At 73.5% G+C, this 13,773-nt stretch carries 15 protein-coding genes; 9 read left to right on the forward strand and 6 right to left on the reverse strand.

Going from position 1 to position 13,773, the window contains the following annotated elements; genetic code table 11:
* Positions 1-12: 12 nt before the first annotated feature.
* Positions 13-834 (reverse strand): adenosylcobinamide-GDP ribazoletransferase, encoded by an 822-nt coding sequence (locus ACFCZ1_RS28735; RefSeq protein WP_376681174.1) that lies wholly within the window; start codon positions 832-834, stop codon positions 13-15.
* Positions 835-904: 70 nt separating this feature from the next.
* On the opposite strand from ACFCZ1_RS28735, the gene ACFCZ1_RS28740 reads away from it, so the two are divergent.
* The gene (locus ACFCZ1_RS28740; RefSeq protein WP_376681175.1) at positions 905-1,678 is read left to right on the forward strand and encodes a hypothetical protein; all 774 of its coding nucleotides are present in this window, start codon (positions 905-907) and stop codon (positions 1,676-1,678) included.
* A gap of 102 nt (positions 1,679-1,780) precedes the next feature.
* Here the strand turns inward: ACFCZ1_RS28740 and ACFCZ1_RS28745 are convergent, their stop codons facing one another.
* Together ACFCZ1_RS28745 and ACFCZ1_RS28750 are read right to left on the reverse strand one after the other, a co-directional pair.
* Complete coding sequence (locus tag ACFCZ1_RS28745) at positions 1,781-2,059, reverse strand: hypothetical protein (RefSeq protein WP_376681176.1); 279 nt, start codon at positions 2,057-2,059, stop codon at positions 1,781-1,783.
* Between the two features lie 13 nt (positions 2,060-2,072).
* Complete coding sequence (locus ACFCZ1_RS28750) at positions 2,073-2,864, reverse strand: PspA/IM30 family protein (protein ID WP_328925305.1); 792 nt, start codon at positions 2,862-2,864, stop codon at positions 2,073-2,075.
* A 288-nt stretch (positions 2,865-3,152) separates the two neighbouring features.
* Here ACFCZ1_RS28750 and ACFCZ1_RS28755 point away from each other — a divergent pair, with 288 nt between their 5' ends.
* Positions 3,153-3,761: a DUF3043 domain-containing protein gene (locus ACFCZ1_RS28755; RefSeq protein WP_376681177.1), complete on the forward strand. Its 609-nt coding sequence runs from the start codon at positions 3,153-3,155 to the stop codon at positions 3,759-3,761.
* Between the two features lie 122 nt (positions 3,762-3,883).
* On the forward strand, positions 3,884-4,591 hold the full coding sequence (locus tag ACFCZ1_RS28760; RefSeq protein ID WP_376681178.1) for a class I SAM-dependent methyltransferase: 708 nt from the start codon (positions 3,884-3,886) through the stop codon (positions 4,589-4,591).
* Between the two features lie 46 nt (positions 4,592-4,637).
* Here the strand turns inward: ACFCZ1_RS28760 and ACFCZ1_RS28765 are convergent, their stop codons facing one another.
* A complete protein-coding gene (locus ACFCZ1_RS28765; protein ID WP_328925307.1) occupies positions 4,638-4,850 on the reverse strand; it encodes a hypothetical protein in 213 nt (70 codons plus the stop codon).
* A 103-nt stretch (positions 4,851-4,953) separates the two neighbouring features.
* Here ACFCZ1_RS28765 and ACFCZ1_RS28770 point away from each other — a divergent pair, with 103 nt between their 5' ends.
* The 6 genes from ACFCZ1_RS28770 (at position 4,954) to ACFCZ1_RS28795 (ending at position 12,232) form a co-directional block, all read left to right on the forward strand.
* Positions 4,954-6,168 carry a bifunctional adenosylcobinamide kinase/adenosylcobinamide-phosphate guanylyltransferase gene (locus tag ACFCZ1_RS28770; RefSeq protein WP_376681179.1) on the forward strand — a complete coding sequence of 405 codons (1,215 nt, stop codon included), beginning with the start codon at positions 4,954-4,956 and terminating at the stop codon, positions 6,166-6,168.
* A 4-nt stretch (positions 6,169-6,172) separates the two neighbouring features.
* The gene (locus ACFCZ1_RS28775; RefSeq protein WP_376681180.1) at positions 6,173-7,069 is read left to right on the forward strand and encodes a DMT family transporter; all 897 of its coding nucleotides are present in this window, start codon (positions 6,173-6,175) and stop codon (positions 7,067-7,069) included.
* Positions 7,070-7,102: 33 nt separating this feature from the next.
* Positions 7,103-8,167 carry a nicotinate-nucleotide--dimethylbenzimidazole phosphoribosyltransferase gene (gene cobT, locus ACFCZ1_RS28780; RefSeq protein WP_376681181.1) on the forward strand — a complete coding sequence of 355 codons (1,065 nt, stop codon included), beginning with the start codon at positions 7,103-7,105 and terminating at the stop codon, positions 8,165-8,167.
* An 83-nt stretch (positions 8,168-8,250) separates the two neighbouring features.
* Positions 8,251-10,146 (forward strand): phosphatidylglycerol lysyltransferase domain-containing protein, encoded by a 1,896-nt coding sequence (locus ACFCZ1_RS28785; RefSeq protein ID WP_376681182.1) that lies wholly within the window; start codon positions 8,251-8,253, stop codon positions 10,144-10,146.
* A complete protein-coding gene (locus ACFCZ1_RS28790) occupies positions 10,143-10,886 on the forward strand; it encodes a hypothetical protein (protein ID WP_376681183.1) in 744 nt (247 codons plus the stop codon). The genes ACFCZ1_RS28785 and ACFCZ1_RS28790 overlap by 4 nt, the downstream gene beginning before the upstream one ends.
* A gap of 104 nt (positions 10,887-10,990) precedes the next feature.
* Positions 10,991-12,232, forward strand: coding sequence for a sensor histidine kinase (locus tag ACFCZ1_RS28795; RefSeq protein WP_376681184.1), 1,242 nt, complete (start codon positions 10,991-10,993; stop codon positions 12,230-12,232).
* A 31-nt stretch (positions 12,233-12,263) separates the two neighbouring features.
* Here the strand turns inward: ACFCZ1_RS28795 and ACFCZ1_RS28800 are convergent, their stop codons facing one another.
* Together ACFCZ1_RS28800 and ACFCZ1_RS28805 are read right to left on the reverse strand one after the other, a co-directional pair.
* Positions 12,264-13,100 (reverse strand): endo alpha-1,4 polygalactosaminidase, encoded by an 837-nt coding sequence (locus ACFCZ1_RS28800; RefSeq protein WP_376681185.1) that lies wholly within the window; start codon positions 13,098-13,100, stop codon positions 12,264-12,266.
* Complete coding sequence (locus tag ACFCZ1_RS28805; protein ID WP_376681203.1) at positions 13,097-13,747, reverse strand: spherulation-specific family 4 protein; 651 nt, start codon at positions 13,745-13,747, stop codon at positions 13,097-13,099. The genes ACFCZ1_RS28800 and ACFCZ1_RS28805 overlap by 4 nt, the downstream gene beginning before the upstream one ends.
* Between the last annotated feature and the right edge of the window lie 26 nt (positions 13,748-13,773).

Raw genomic sequence — 13,773 nt, forward strand, 5'->3', positions numbered from 1 at the left:
CGGCCGGGCGGGTCAGCCCAGGGCGAGGACGATCAGGGCGGTGGTCGCGGAGACCTCGGCCAGGGCGCCGAAGACGTCGCCGGTGACCCCGCCGAAGCGCCGGACGCAGTGGCGCAGCAGCAGTTCCGCGGCGAGCAGGGCGGCCAGGACGGCGGCCGCGTGCCGGCCGGCGGCCGGGAGGCCCGTCGGGAGGGCGGCCGCGGCGGCCAGCGCCACGGTCAGTGCCGCGATCGCGGCGGCCGCGGCGCGCGGGACCACCCCGGCGACCGCCGCGCCCAGTCCCTCGGGGCGGGCGGGCGGGACCCCTTCGCGGGAGGCGAGGGTCAGGGCGAGGCGGGCGGTCACGGCGGCGGTCACGGTGGCGAGGGCTCCGCGGATCCAGCTGTCGGCGTACACCTCCGACAGGGCGGCCGCCTGCACCAGCATCGTGATCACCAGGGTCACGACGCCGAAGGGGCCGATGTCGGACTGCTTCATGATGCGCAGCGCGTCCGCGGCCGGTCTGGCGCTGCCCAGGCCGTCCGCCGTGTCGGCGAGTCCGTCCAGGTGCAGGCCCCGGGTCAGCGCCGCCGGCACGGCGACGGTGACGGCCGCGGCGAGCAGCGGGCCCCCGCCGAGTACGAGCAGGAGCACTCCGGGCACGGCGGCCAGCAGGCCGACGGCCAGCCCGGCGAGCGGGGCGCAGGCCATGCCGGTGCGGGCGGCGGGGCGGTCCCACCGGGTGATGCGGGCGGGCAGCACGGTCAGCGTGCCGAACGCGAAGCGGACGCCGTCGGGGAACGAGGCGCGTTCCGGAGGCGGCGTCAGGATCGGATCATCGAACGAATCTGTCATCGGCGCGAACGCTACCCGCTCACCCCGGGCGGTAAATTACCGAATACGTTCCAAATAGGGAGTCAGTGGGATGGGTCACTGGTGGTATCGGAACATCGTCGAACCGGGGAAGCTGCCACTGGTGCTCGCCCTGCTCTCGTTCGTCACGTCGTTCCTGGTCACCCGGGTGATCACCCGCCTGATCCGGGCCGGGCGGGGGCCCTTCAAGAACATCACCCCCGGCGGCATGCACATCCACCACGTGGTGCCCGGGGTGATCCTGGTGATCATCGGTGGTTTCGGGGCGGTCGGCAGCGGCCGGTACGGCTTCGGCGCGATGGTCTCCGCCGTGATCTTCGGGCTGGGGGCGGGCCTGGTGCTGGACGAGTTCGCGCTGATCCTGCACCTCGACGACGTCTACTGGAGCGAGCAGGGCCGCAAGAGCGTGGAGGTCGTGGTGCTGACGGCCGCGCTGGTGGCCCTGGTCCTGGGCGGGTTCCTGCCCTTCGGGGTGAACGAGCTGACGCCCGACGAGAGGCAGAGCCGCGGGCTGGTCGTCATGAACACCGCCACCAACTTCTTCCTCGCCCTGATCGCCCTGTGGAAGGGCAAGGCCCGGACCGCGATCTTCGGCACGGTGGTGCCCCTCGTGGCGCTGGTCGGTGCGATCCGGCTGGCCCGGCCAGGGTCCCCGTACGCGAAGAGGTTCTACGCGAACCGCCCGCACGCCCGGGCCAAGGCCGGTCTGCGCGCCTTCCACCACGACCGGCGCTGGGCGGGGCCGCGCCGCAGGTTCGAGAACTTCATCGGCGGGACCCCCGACCCGGAGCGGGCACCGGCCGTGGAGAAACCGCCCGGCCGGTGAAGACGACGACGGGCCCGCCCCGGGAAGGGGGCGGGCCCGTCGTCGTACCGCGCTCGGCCGGTCGGCCGGGCAGCCGCTCAGTCCCGTCAGCCGCTCAGTCCGTCAGCCCGGGATCAGGCCCTTGCCGCTGAGCATCTCCTTGACCTCGTCCAGAGTCGCGTCCGGGGCGGGCAGGATCAGCTCGGACGGCTCCAGCGCGTCGTCGGGCAGCGGCTCGCCGAGCCGCCGTACGGCTTCGAGCAGTGCGTCCAGCGTGCGCCGGAAGCTCTCCCCGTCGCCGCTCTCCATCTCCGCGAGCAGGTCGTCGTCCAGCTTGTTGAGCTCGGCGAAGTGGCTGTCGGCCAGCTTCACCTGGCCTTCCCCCATGATGCGGACAATCATGACGGACCCCGTCCTACTGCTTGTCGAAGCGGTGCTGGGTCTGGGGCTGCTGGCCGGCGCCCTGGGCGCCGCCCTCGATGGCCTGCTGCTGCGCGGACGGGCCGCCCGCCAGCTCGGCCTTCATCCGCTGGAGCTCCAGCTCCACGTCAGTCCCGCCCGACAGGCGGTCCAGCTCGGTCTGGATGTCGTCCCTCGCCAGACCGGACTGGTCGTCCAGGGCCCCGGAGGCCAGCAGCTCGTCGATCGCGCCGGCGCGGGCCTGGAGCTGGGCGGTCTTGTCCTCGGCCCGCTGGATGGCCAGGCCGACGTCGCTCATCTCCTCGGAGATGCCGGAGAAGGACTCCGCGATGCGGGTCTGCGCCTGCGCCGCGGTGTAGGTGGCCTTGATGGTCTCCTTCTTTGTCCGGAAAGCATCCACCTTGGCCTGCAGCCGCTGCGCGGCGAGGGTGAGCTTCTCCTCCTCGCCCTGCAGCGTCTGGTGCTGCACCTCCAGGTCGCTGACCTGCTGCTGGAGCGAGGCGCGACGGGACAGGGCCTCGCGGGCCAGGTCCTCGCGGCCCAGGGCGAGGGCCTTGCGGCCCTGGTCCTCCAGCTTGGCGGACTGCCCCTGGAGCTGGTTCAGCTGCAGTTCCAGACGCTTGCGGGAGGTCGCCACGTCGGCGACTCCGCGGCGCACCTTCTGCAGCAGTTCGAGCTGCTTCTGGTACGAGTAGTCGAGGGTTTCGCGCGGGTCCTCGGCCCGGTCCAGGGCCTTGTTCGCCTTCGCGCGGAAGATCATCCCCATACGCTTCATGACACCGCTCATGGGCTTCGCGCGCCCCCTTCTAGACGGACTGTGCTCCAGGTCACCAACAGAACCCACAGTACGGGCCCTGTCTCCATTACCGCACTGTTCGAGTACGGATGCGCTCCTCCTCCAGGACGACTGCGTCCCCGCCGTATCAGGCGTGAGGAGGAGGTGAGCCCCCGACCGGTACGGCCCGGCCCGGCACCGGAAGCGCGCCCCCGGCACGAACCTTACGGAGGGGAAGACGCCCGCCGTTGCCGGATCGTTCCCCGCCGGGGTGGGGCCCATGCCCGCAACCACGTAGGCTTGGGTTTTGTGTTTGGTAGCCGCTCCTCCAAGGAAGAGAAGGCCGCCGCCACCGACAAGGTGAGCGCCGACCTCTCGCAGCCCCGTGACCCGCAGGCCCCGAAGGGCCGCCCTACGCCGAAGCGTGCTGTGGCCCAGTCGCAGCGCAAGGCCGTGGTGGCCTCGACCGGCAACCGCAAGGAGGATGCCAAGCGAGCCCGTGAGCGCCGTCGCGTAGAGATGACCAAGCAGCGCGAAGCGCTGGCCAACGGCGACGAGCGTTACCTGCCCGCGCGCGACAAGGGCCCCGTCCGCAAGTTCGTCCGCGACTACGTGGACTCCCGCTTCTCGGTCGCCGAGATGTTCCTGCCGCTGGCAGTGATCATCCTGGTGCTGAGCATGGTGCGGGTGCCCTCGATCCAGAACATCGCACTGATGATGTGGCTCGGCGTGATCGCACTGATCATCCTCGACTCCATCGGCCTGGTCTTCCGCCTCCGCAAGGCGCTCAATGAGCGCTTCGCGGACGAGCCCCGCCGCGGCGCCGTCGCGTACGGCCTGATGCGCACCCTCCAGATGCGCCGGCTGCGCCTGCCGAAGCCGCAGGTCAAGCGCGGGGAACGGCCCTGAGCGGAGGGACGCCCGGAGCATCGGGGGCATCGGGGGAAGGTTTCTCCTGGGGAGGCCCGGGGGGAGCCCGCCTGTGGCTGGAGGGCCTGGGCGGACTGCGCAACGCCGTCCGCCAGGAACTCGTGGGCCGGCAGGTCGACGAGCAGATCGCGCAGCGCTTCCCGGTGGGACAGCGGCTGCGCGTGCTCGACGTCGGCATGGGCCAGGGCACCCAGGCGCTGCGCCTCGCCCGCGCCGGGCACAAGGTGACGGGTCTGGAGAAGGACCCGGGGATGCTCGCCGTCGCCCGTGAGGCGCTGGACGCGGAACCCGCCGGGATCCGCGACCGGGTCAGTCTCATGGAGGGCGACGGCCGCGAGACCGGCGCCCACTTCCTGCCGGGCAGCTTCGACGTCGTGCTGTGCCACGGGGTACTGATGTACGTGCCCGAGCCGGACGCCATGCTCGCCGGGCTCGCCCGGATGCTGGCGCCCGGCGGACTGCTGTCCCTGCTCGTGCGCAACGGCGACGCCCTCGCCATGCGGCCCGGGCTGAGCGGTGACTGGGACGGCACGCTGGCCGCCTTCGACAGCGTCGACTACACGAACCGGCTGGGCCTGGAGGTACGGGCCGACCGGCTGGCCGGGCTGACGGCCACGCTGAACGGCATCGGCGCACCGCTGGGCGCCTGGTACGGCGTACGCGTCTTCACGGACGGCACCGAGGCCGGCGAGAGCCTCCCGCCCGAGGACGAGCTGGAGAGGCTCCTGGCCGCCGAGGAGCGCGCCGGACGCACCGACCCCTACCGGGGCGTGGCCGCGCTGCTGCACCTGTGCGGCGTCCGGGGCTGACCCCGCGACGGGCCGCCGGGGCGCACCCGGCGGCCCGGCCCGCGGCTCAGGCCTCCAGGGCCGCGCGCAGGCTCATCGTGTAGAGCTCGGTCCCGGCGTCGTCGGACAGCTTGACCTGCTCGACGCCGCCTTCCAGCAGGTCCTTCCAGTACTCACCGATCCAGGACTCCGCGTCGCCCTGGGTGGTGAACTCCTCCGGTACCACCGAGGGGCTCGTCTCGGTGCCTTCGGCCGTCTCGAACCGCCACGTCCACGCCATGTCCGCCTCCGTTGCTCGTCCGCTGCTCTCACGCTTCTCACCTGAGTCTGCCCGCAGAGTAACCGGGCGCGCAGCAGTCCCGGCGACGCGGGAGGATCATCCTGTGGAACTCACTCTGCTCGGCACCGGCACACCCGAGGGCCTGCCCCGCCCCGGCTGCCCCTGCGCGGCCTGCGCGGCCTCCGTCGGCACGCGGGCGCGCGCCGCCACGGCCGTCCTCGTCGACGGGGCCCTGCTGCTCGACCTGACCCCCGGGGCGGTTCTGGCCGGCGCGCGGGCCGGGCATTCGCTGGCGGGCGTACGGCAGGTCCTGCTGACCCACCCGCACGACGGGCCCGCCGTGGAGCTGCCGCCGGGGCTGCCGGACGCAGGCCGGGTGCCGGACGGACAGGAGCTGTCGGTGATCTCCGGCCACCGGGTGCGGGCCGTGCCCATGGACGCGCCGGGCACCGGGTACGAGGTGACGGGCCCGGACGGCGGCCGGCTGCTGTACCTGCCGCCCCACGGGGCCCCCTCGGGAACGGACCGGACCACGGTGCCGCGTCCGTACGACGTGGTCCTCGCCGACGTGCTGGGACGGCCGCAGGCCCTCGCCCGGCTACGGGCGAGCGGTGCGGTGGGCCCGGCCACGGACGTGATCGCCGTCCACGTCGACCACGACACCCCGCCGGGCCGGGAGCTGGAGCGCCGGTGCACGGCCGCAGGGGCCCGGGCGGTGCCGGACGGCACCACCGTGATCGCCGGGGAGTACCGGGCGGCGGCGGACCCGCCGCGCCGGACGCTGGTGCTGGGCGGGGCCCGCTCCGGCAAGTCCTTCGAGGCGGAACGGCGGCTGGAGTCCTTCCCCGAGGTGGTCTACGTGGCCACCGGTGGCACCCGTGACGGTGACACGGAGTGGGCCCAGCGGGTGGGCCTGCACCGGGAGCGCCGGCCGGCGAGCTGGCGGACGCTGGAGACCTGCGAACTGGTCCCGCTGCTCGCGGAGGAGGGACCGCCGCTGCTGGTCGACTGTCTCGCGCTGTGGCTGACGGACGCGATGGACCGGGCCGGGGCCTGGGACGACGCGGAGTGGGCCAGGCACGGGCAGCACCAGCTGCGCGACCGGGTCGCCGAACTCGTGGCGGCGGTGCGCGCGACGCGTCGCCGGGTGGTGCTGGTCAGCAACGAGGTGGGCGCGGGCGTCGTCCCGGCGACGGCCTCGGGCCGCCGCTTCCGCGACGAGCTGGGCCGCCTGAACAACGCGGTGGCCGGGGAGTGCGAGCACGTGCTCCTCGTGGTCGCGGGGCAGCCGCTCGTGCTCAAGGAACAGCGGGGGTGATCCCGTGCGGCCCTCAGGTCCCACCGGAGAGCGAACCGGCCTCGCCGCCTTCGCCGGGTGCTGCCTGCTGGGCGGCGGCAACGCGGTGGGGGTGAGGTTCAGCAACCGCGAACTCGACCCGCTGTGGGGCGCGTCGGTGCGGTTCGGGGCGGCCGCGCTCCTGCTGCTCGCGGTCATGGCCGCCATGCGCCTCGCGCTGCCGCGCGGGAGGGCGCTGGCCGGCGCCGTGCTGTACGGGGTCCTCAACTTCGGGGTGACCTTCGCGCTGGCCTACTACGCGCTGGTCCACGTCCACGCGGGCCTGGGGCAGACGCTGCTGGCCCTGGTTCCGCTGGCGGCGCTGCTGCTGGCGGTGGCGCAGCGTCAGGAACCCTTCCGGAAGTCCGCCCTGCTGGGCACGCTCGTCGCGGCCGCCGGGGTGGCGGTGGCCTCGCGGGCTCCGCTGCAGGGCGGCGTGCCGCTGCTGTCCCTGCTGGCGCTCCTGGGCGCCGTCCTGTCCTTCGCCGAGGCGACCGTGCTCGTGCACCGTCTGCCGCCGGTCCACCCGGTGACGATGAACGCGGTGGGCATGGGCGCCGCGACGGCCCTGCTGCTCGCCGGTTCCCTCGCCGCGGGTGACACCTGGCGGCTGCCGGAGCGGGCGGTCACCTGGGGGGCTCTGGCGTACATGGTGGTGGCGGGCTCGGTGCTGACGTTCGTCTTCTATCTGGTGGTGGTGCGTCACTGGGGCGCGTCCCGCGCGGCCTACGTCTTCGTCGTCATCCCGGTGATCACCATCGTGCTGTCGGCCTGGCTCGACGACGAGGAGCTGACGGCCGGTCTGCTGCTGGGCGCGCCCCTGGTCATGGCGGGCGTCCACCTCGGTGCCCTGAGGCCCGGCCGGCGCCGGGACACCCCCTGAGGGGAGGGCCTCACCGGCTGTACTCTCTGGCAGATGAGCACGCTGAATCTCGACGACTTCTCCGATCTGATCGAGCGCCCCGACGGGGGCGTCCGGCGTGATGCCGAGGAACGCCGTGAGCGGCTGGCCGTACCGCCCGGCGCTCTGGGCCGGCTCGACGAACTCGCCGAGTGGCTCGCCGCCGCGCAGGGGCAGGTGCCGGTCAAGCCGATCGAGCGCCCCCGCGTGGTGCTGTTCGCGGCCGACCACGGCATCGCCGCCGAGGGCGTCTCCGCCCGGGCCGCCGGCGCCGCGCACGAGCTGGTGCGGGCCGTGCTCGACGGGGTCAGCCCCGTCGCGATCCTGGCCGGGCGGCTCGGCGCCACCGTGAGGATCGTCGACGCGGGGCTCGACTGCGACCCCGAGCTGCTGCCCGAGGACGTGGTCAGGCACCGCGTCCGGCGCGGCAGCGGCCGGATCGACGTGGAGGACGCGCTCACCGTCGAGGAGGCGCGGGCCGCCCTGGAGCTCGGGATCCGCATCGCCGACGAGGAGGCCGACTCCGGTACGGACCTGGTCGTGCTCGGCGATCTCAGCGTCGGCGGCACCACGGTGGCCGCCACCCTCGTCGCCGCCCTGTGCGGAACCGACGCCTCCGTGGTCACCGGCCGCGGCGGCCTGCCCGTCGACGACCTGGCGTGGATGCGCAAGTGCGCGGCGATCCGCGACGCGCTGCGCCGGGCCCGGCCGGTCCTCGGCGACCAGGTCGCGCTGCTGGCCGCGGTCGGCGGCGCCGACCTGGCCGCCATCACCGGCTTCCTGCTCCAGTGCGCGGTGCGCCGCACGCCGGTCATCCTGGACGGCGTCGTCTCGGCGGCCTGCGGTCTGGTGGCCCAGCGCGCCGCGTTCCGTGCTCCCGACTGGTGGCTGGCCGGTCAGGCGAGCGGCGAGCCCGGCCAGGCGAAGGCCCTGGACCGGATGGCACTCAACCCTGTGCTCGACCACGGCGTCACAGTGGGCGAAGGTACCGGGGCGTTGCTGGCACTCCCCCTGGTCCAGGCGGCCGCCGCACTCGCGGCGGAACTCCCGGAACGGGAAGCGCAGGAGCCGACGGAGTGAGCCACCGGGGCCCGCGGTCCTGACCAGTCCGTGAACCCCGGCCAGCCCACTATGGACAGCGACGCCCCATATGATCGCTTTTTATGGGAGAGGTCCGTTTGACCAGCGCAGAAACCGACCGCGGCACCGTACCGGCGCCCGGACCGGCATCCGGCAGGAAAGGGACCGGCGGCGACCCCGCCGGCAAGGCGGCGGGGGGTGGCCGGGAGACCGGCCGGGGAAGCACCCGCTCGCGGCGCGGGGCCGCGTTCGCGGTCTGGTACCTGCGCGCCGTCACCTTCGTCAACTTCCTCAGCGCGGTGTGGGTTTCACTCGGGCAGGACCTGCGCCGGCACAACACCGAGGACTTCTACACCCCGTACCTGCTCACGGCCGGCTTCGCCTCCGGGCTGTTCTGCCTGCTGCTGGCGGTCACCATGGGCCGCCGCAAGCGGGCCGCCTGGATCCTGAACCTGGTCCTGGGCGGGATGATGCTGCTCGACTTCGCCCGCGCGGCCTTCGTCCCGTGCGCGGGCTGGTCCCCCGGCGACTGCTACCCGGAGTTCCGCGAGCACGCGCAGAACTGGGTCTCGCTGGGTCTGACGGCCGCCTTCGTCGCCGCCCTGCTGCTGGGGCGCCGTGAGTTCTACGCCAAGGGCGACCGCTCCAACCCCGCGCTCGCCACCGTCGTCGCGGCCGTCGGCCTGCTGTTCACCTCGCTGGTCGCGGCGCTGCTCGTCGGCGCCACCAACACCTCCCCCGACGCCGCCGAGGCCACCTTCCTGACCCGCTGGCGGTACGGCGCGATGCGGCTCATCACCCTGGACCCGGACGCCAGGACCTACGGCGACATCACCACGCCCGGCTGGGTGGACGTGTTCATCAACGTGGTGTCGATGCTGCTGCTGCTCGCGGTGCTGTTCGCGGCGTTCCGTTCGCGCCGCGCCGTCGACCCCCTCTCCGAGGAGGACGAGGAGCGGCTGCGGGCGCTGCTCGCCAGGCAGGGCGACCGCGACTCGCTCGGCTACTTCGCGCTGCGCCGCGAGAAGTCCGTCATCTGGTCCCCCACCGGCAAGGCCGCGGTCACCTATCGCGTCGTCGGCGGGGTCTCGCTGGCCTCCGGCGACCCGATCGGCGACCCCGAGGCCTGGCCCGGCGCCATCGAGCCGTGGCTGGCCGAGGCGCGTGAACACGGCTGGGTGCCGGCCGTGATGGGCGCGAGCGAGGAGGCCGGGCAGATCTACGCCCGGCACGGCCTGGACGCGCTGGAGCTCGGTGACGAGGCGATCGTGGAGACCGCCGAGTTCACGCTGGAGGGCCGCGCCATGCGGACCGTCCGGCAGGCGTACAACCGCGTCAAGCGGGCCGGGTACACCGTTCGCATCCGGCGCCACGCCGACATCCCGGCCGGGGAGATGGACGAGCTGCTGCGGCGCGCCGACGACTGGCGCGACGGCGCGACCGAGCGCGGCTTCTCGATGGCACTGGGCCGGCTGGGCGACCCCGGCGACGGCCAGTGCGTGATGCTGGAGTGCACCGACGGCAACGGCGTTCTGCGGGCCGTGCTGTCCTTCGTACCGTGGGGGCCGGCGGGCCTGTCGCTGGACCTGATGCGCCGTGACCGGGACTCCGAGAACGGCCTGATGGAGTTCATGGTCATCGAACTCCTGGAACGCTCCAAGGAGATCGGGGTCACCCAGGTCTCGCTCAACTTCGCGATGTTCCGGTCCGTCTTCGAACGCGGGTCCCGGCTCGGCGCGGGTCCGGTGCTGCGGATGTGGCGCTCGCTGCTGAGCTTCTTCTCCCGCTGGTGGCAGATCGAGTCCCTCTACCGGGCCAACGCCAAATACCGGCCGATCTGGGAACCGCGGTTCATGCTCTTCGAGAAGAGTTCGGACCTGCTGCGGATCGGAATCGCGGCGGGCCGGGCCGAGGGCTTCCTGGAAGCCCCCGGTCTGCCGAAGTGGCTGCACCGCAGACACCTGGAGACCCGCCGTTGACAGCGTGGACCACCTCCCCACTGCGGCGGTTCGCGCGCCGTGAGTGGGGGCCCCTGTTCCGGACCGTCCGGGACGCGCTCGTCCACGAGAGATGGCGCGCGATCCCGATGACCCTCGGCGCGGTCTGCCTGACCTCGGTCTTCCAGATCGTGCAGAACACCTCCTGGGGCTTCCAGCCGGTCCAGAACCTCGGATCGGTCAAAGCCGTCGACCCGCTGTGGCTGGCCCTGCTGCGGACCCCCCTGTCGCTGTTCGTCCCCGCCCTGGACCTGCCGGTCTGGGGTGCGCTCGCGCAGGTCCTGCTCGTCTTCGGCATCTCGGAGATCTGCATCGGCTGGTGGCGCACGCTGGTGATCGGCTACGTCGCCACGCTCGCCGGGACCACCTACGCGCGGATCGGGCTCTCGCTGGGTGCCGACCATCCCTTCGGCCTGCCCCTGTCCGACCGGGTCGTCAACGACACCGGGCCCTCGGCGGCGGTGGTCGGCCTCGCCGTCTACGTCTGCTGGCGCTACCGGGCGTACGTGACCGGCGCCGCGGTGGTCCTGGTGATGATCGGCGAGGTGCTCGTCAAGGACAACCTGGCCGGCAAGGAACACCTCGCGGCCATCGCCGCCGTGATGGCCGTGTGCGTGGTCCGGACGAAATGGGGGCCCGAGCGCTCCCGGCTGCCGCTGGGCGGCCGCCCGCCGCCGCTGGACACCCGGCCGGGGCGGCACGGCCGGAGCGGGGCGTCCTGAGCCGGGTGGCGCGAGCCGGGCGTGCTGAGCCGGGTGGCGCGAGCCGGATGGCCCGTGCCCGGTGGCCCGAACGGTCCGGCCGGCGCAGGCCGTACGGTATCGGGGTGACGACAGACCTCGGGCCGTTCGCGCCCACCCGGCAGTGGATGCGGGCCCACCCGCTCGCCACCGATGCCGTGCTCGCGTTCGGGGCGTTCGTCTCCATGGTCGTCGGGTCCTTCGCCGATCCGCACGGGCCGCACGGGCCCACCTTCGGGACGCGGACCCCCGAGCCGTTCTCCCTGGTGCTGATGCTGCTCGGCGCGGCCGTCCTGGTGTTCCGGCGCCGACGGCCGCGCACCGTGCTCGCCGTGACCTGCGGGCTCTCGCTGCTGGAGCTGACCACCGGGGAGCCCCGGGCGCCCGTCGCCATGTGCACGGTGATCGCCCTGTACACGGTGGCCTCGTGCACCGACCGGCCCACGACCTGGCGGACCGGGCTGCTCAGCATGGCCGGGCTGACGGGCGTGGCCATGCTCGCCGGGCCCCTGCCCTGGTACGCGCAGGAGAACATCGGGATCTTCGCCTGGACCGGGATGGCCGCGGCCGCCGGTGACGCCGTACGCAGCCGGCGTGCCTTCGTCGACGCCATCCGGGAGCGGGCCGAGCGCGCCGAGCGCACCCGGGACGAGGAGGCGCGGCGCCGGGTCGCCGAGGAGCGGCTGCGCATCGCCCGGGACCTGCACGACGTGGTGGCCCACCACATCGCCCTGGTCAACGTGCAGGCGGGGGTGGCCGCACACGTCATGGACAGGCGTCCGGACCAGGCCAAGGAGGCCCTCGCCCACGTACGGGACGCCAGCCGTTCCGCACTGAACGAGCTGCGGGCGACGGTCGGGCTGCTGCGCCAGTCCGGCGACCCGGAGGCGCCGACCGAGCCCGCACCCGGACTGGCCGTCCTGGACGAGCTGGTGGACACCTTCCGGCACGCCGGGCTGCCGGTGGAGGTCATCGTCCAGCTGGGGCGCGGGGACGGCCCGCTGCCCGCCGCCGCGGACCTGGCGGCGTACCGGGTGGTCCAGGAGGCGCTGACCAACGTACGCAAGCACGCGGGGCCGGGGGCGCGCGCCGAGGTGAGCGTGGTCCGGGTCGGGCCCTCGGTGGAGGTGACCGTGCTGGACGACGGAGGAGATCCGCCCGCGAACGCGTCGGACTCCACGCCGGAGCCCGACGGCGGCGACGGCGACGGCGGCGGCCACGGCCTGCTCGGCATGCGCGAGCGCACCGGCGCGCTGGGCGGCTCCTGCTTCGCGGGGCCCCGGTACGGAGGCGGCTACCGGGTGCACGCGATCCTGCCGGTGGGCTGAGGGCCGTCCACAACCTCCCGGGGCAATACACCTAGGGGCAGGCCCTGCGCCAGGGGCCGAGCTCGGGCTTCTTCTCCATCGAGCTGAACTTCAGCTTGCGCGTGGCGGGGCAGAAGCGGCTCGCCCTGAGCTCGTACTCGACGTGGAAGACCGCCTTCCCGGCCTCGATGAACGGGGTCAGCCGCTCGCACTCCTCGTACTGGGCGCACTGCTCGTTGATCGCGAAGTCGAACTCCCCCACCAGCTGGGGGATCTGGTCGAGGTCGTTCTTCAGGCCGACCGCCAGGCCCCGGTCGTGGGCGAGCTTCGCGATCAGCCGGTTGTAGCGCAGCTGGTCCCCGGCGGTCAGCGGGAAGCCCGACTCGTTGGCGTAGCCGTCCATGTTGTCCGGCTCCACCGCGTCGAAGCCCTTGTCCCGGCACATGTCGAACCGCTTGGCCATCAGCGGCTCCAGCTCCGCGAGCCGCCGGACGTCCAGCCAGCGCTCGCCCTCCCATCCGTTGCCCTCGCCGAGCATCGACTCGGGGAACGCGGCGGCGTCCGGGCGGAAATCCTCCCAGGCGCCGGTGGAGAGGTAGCAGATGGTCCGGCGGCCGTCCCGCTTCAGCGTGGCGACCTGCTCCTTCGTGGTGTTGAACCCGTCGACGTCGTACACCGCCGCCCGCACCGAGGTGTCGAGCTTCCCGGTGAGCTGCCACTGCCAGCTGACGCCTGGCCGGGGCTGCCAGCGCTCCCCGGGCGCCGGGGCCACCGCCACGTCGTCGGGCCCCTCGTCGGGCCCCTCGTCGGACTTCTCGGCGGTGCAGCCGGCGAGGAGCAGGAGCGGTACGAGGAGGAGCGGCAGCCGACCGCGCGTCCACCGCTTCACGCCGTGGCCTCCAGGGCGTACGGAAGGGTCCCCCACGGATGGGCGCCCGTCCCGGGGACCGCGCAGTGCACCGCGGCCCGCCGCTGCTCGGCGAGTTCGGCGGCGGGAGCGCCCGGCGGGACGGCGTAGACGAGGTGGCAGAACCGCTGGGCGGGGTGGTCGGCGGTCCAGGGCGGTACGGCGGCCGCGTCCTGGTAGGCGTCCCAGGGGCCCTCGAAGGTGACGAGGAGGTCGGCGAGGTCGGCGTAGCCGGGGTGCGGGTGGACGCCGTGGTTGAGGACGAGGGTACGGGCGCCCGCGGCCCGGGCGGCGACGGCGAGCCGCCTGTAGTGCCCCAGCAGGTCCGGGCCGGAGGCGGCCTGGTCGAGGAAGGCCCCGTCGGTGCCGTACCAGTCGCGGTGGCGCAGCAGGTCGCGCACCACGGCGGCGTGCGGGCGGCGCCCGTAGTCGGTGTCGGTGTAGCCGAGGACGGCCACCCCGGCCGCCCGCAGCCGTTCGGCGACGAGCGCGAACCGCTCGTCGGGGACGTCGCCCGGCCCGCTGTCGGGGTTGAGCACCACCGAGTGGAGCCGGCCCGCGGACCGGATGAGCCGCTCCCAGGCCTCGGGACGGTCGGCGGGGTGCTCGTAGAGGGGCACCAGCAGCATGGGGTCCTTCTTCGCGTTCACGTCGT

Origin of the sequence: Streptomyces sp. NPDC056224 (genome assembly GCF_042267665.1) — a bacterium.
Classification (GTDB): Bacteria; Actinomycetota; Actinomycetes; order Streptomycetales; family Streptomycetaceae; genus Streptomyces.

Bases quoted from the DNA above. Each gene is read 5' to 3' on its own strand.
- ACFCZ1_RS28735 (WP_376681174.1), bottom strand. From the start codon at position 834: ATGACAGATTCGTTCGATGATCCGATCCTGACGCCGCCTCCGGAACGC.
- ACFCZ1_RS28745 (WP_376681176.1), bottom strand. From the start codon at position 2,059: ATGATTGTCCGCATCATGGGGGAAGGCCAGGTGAAGCTGGCCGACAGC.
- ACFCZ1_RS28740 (WP_376681175.1), top strand. From the start codon at position 905: ATGGGTCACTGGTGGTATCGGAACATCGTCGAACCGGGGAAGCTGCCA.
- cobT (WP_376681181.1), top strand. From the start codon at position 7,103: ATGAGCACGCTGAATCTCGACGACTTCTCCGATCTGATCGAGCGCCCC.
- ACFCZ1_RS28805 (WP_376681203.1), bottom strand. From the start codon at position 13,747: ATGCTGCTGGTGCCCCTCTACGAGCACCCCGCCGACCGTCCCGAGGCC.
- ACFCZ1_RS28750 (WP_328925305.1), bottom strand. From the start codon at position 2,864: ATGAGCGGTGTCATGAAGCGTATGGGGATGATCTTCCGCGCGAAGGCG.
- ACFCZ1_RS28785 (WP_376681182.1), top strand. From the start codon at position 8,251: ATGGGAGAGGTCCGTTTGACCAGCGCAGAAACCGACCGCGGCACCGTA.
- ACFCZ1_RS28765 (WP_328925307.1), bottom strand. From the start codon at position 4,850: ATGGCGTGGACGTGGCGGTTCGAGACGGCCGAAGGCACCGAGACGAGC.